Source organism: Phormidium sp. CCY1219 (genome assembly GCF_055795085.1).
Window position 1 is genome coordinate 1 of sequence record NZ_JAYFEQ010000726.1, and the last position, 1,379, is coordinate 1,379.

A 1,379-nucleotide genomic window follows, 5' to 3' on the forward strand; every position below is an offset into this window, starting at 1 on the left:
TTCATCTTACCCGATTCCCCTTTTTTTTGTCAACAGATTGGGGAAAAAATTTTCCGGTCCGAGCGGGGGGTAGTTAATGCATTCGGCGAGAGGAGCGGATGCATTATTATACATAAAGGCGGCGAAGCGCGATCGCCGGTTTTGTGAATGCGAAAAGCAGGAGTAAACGCCACCAAGATGTCAGGTGCTATTAAAATTGCAGAAGCGATCGTCGAACCGGGACAAAAGCGGCGCTTGGAGCTACCAGTTGCCCGACTTCCCACCCAAACAATGCTCTCGTTGCCCGTGACGGTGGTGAATGGCACCCATGACGGACCGCGATTGTGGTTGAGTGCGGCAATTCACGGCGATGAAGTCAACGGGGTAGAGATTATTCGCCAAGTGTTGCAACAGATTTCGCCGCAACGGTTATCGGGGGTGCTGATTGCGGTGCCGATTGTGAATGTGTTCGGATTTATCGAACAATCGCGTTACTTGCCCGATCGAAGAGACCTAAATCGGTCGTTTCCCGGTTCTCCACGCGGATCGTTGGCGTCGCGGTTGGCGCATTTGTTTATGGCGCAGGTGGTGAAGCGCTGCACCCACGGCATCGATTTGCATACCGCTTCCCATAACCGCACGAATTTACCACAAATTCGCGCTAATCTTTTGGATCCGGAAACGGAACGCTGTGCCCGGGCATTTGGGGCACCCTTGATGGTTCATGCCACCACCCGCGACGGATCCTTGCGACAGGCGGCAACTCAGCAGGGCATTCCGATTTTGCTTTATGAAGGAGGGGAAGCGTTGCGGTTTGATGCGGAGGCGATCGCCGTGGGGGTGCAAGGCATTGGGCGGGTGATGCAGATGCTGGGAATGTACCAGTTTCCCGAGACCCCTTCTGCGCCGCCGTCATTAGCGGTACAAAAAACGCAATGGGTGCGATCGCCGCGCAGTGGCATTTTGCATCTGGAAGTCACCCTCGGCACGTTGGTTTACAAAAAACAGGTTTTGGGAATGGTCTGCGATGCTTTTGGGGATAAAAATGTGAAAGTTTCCGCTCCTTATAATGGTATTGTCATCGGTCATACGCAAAACCCATTAGTCAACCAGGGAGACGCCATTCTAAATTTAGCCGCACTGAAGCCAGAGCAAGTCTCCCTGTGGAAACAAAGCCTCTGAGGAGGTTTGAGCCGAAACTCGCCGCCCTGGCTTGCGGATCGCAAATCTCGCTTGCCAAAAGTGGAAAAGGGCATTGCCCGATTCGGCGTGGGTAGAAGGATGGAAAAAATTTTTCATGATAACCTCCGATACGTTTTTCCTCCCCCGTGCTTTAGCCGGGGGAGGAAAAACGAACGTGCGGCTTTAGCCGCCGTCAAAACTATATTGAGAATTGGGTG

1 protein-coding gene is annotated in these 1,379 nt (G+C 52.8%); it reads left to right on the forward strand.

Annotated elements, in window-relative coordinates; genetic code table 11:
* Positions 1-177 precede the first annotated feature (177 nt).
* The gene (locus AC0QH1_RS22010) at positions 178-1,161 is read left to right on the forward strand and encodes a succinylglutamate desuccinylase/aspartoacylase family protein (protein ID WP_324633484.1); all 984 of its coding nucleotides are present in this window, start codon (positions 178-180) and stop codon (positions 1,159-1,161) included.
* The last annotated feature ends 218 nt before the right edge of the window (positions 1,162-1,379 follow it).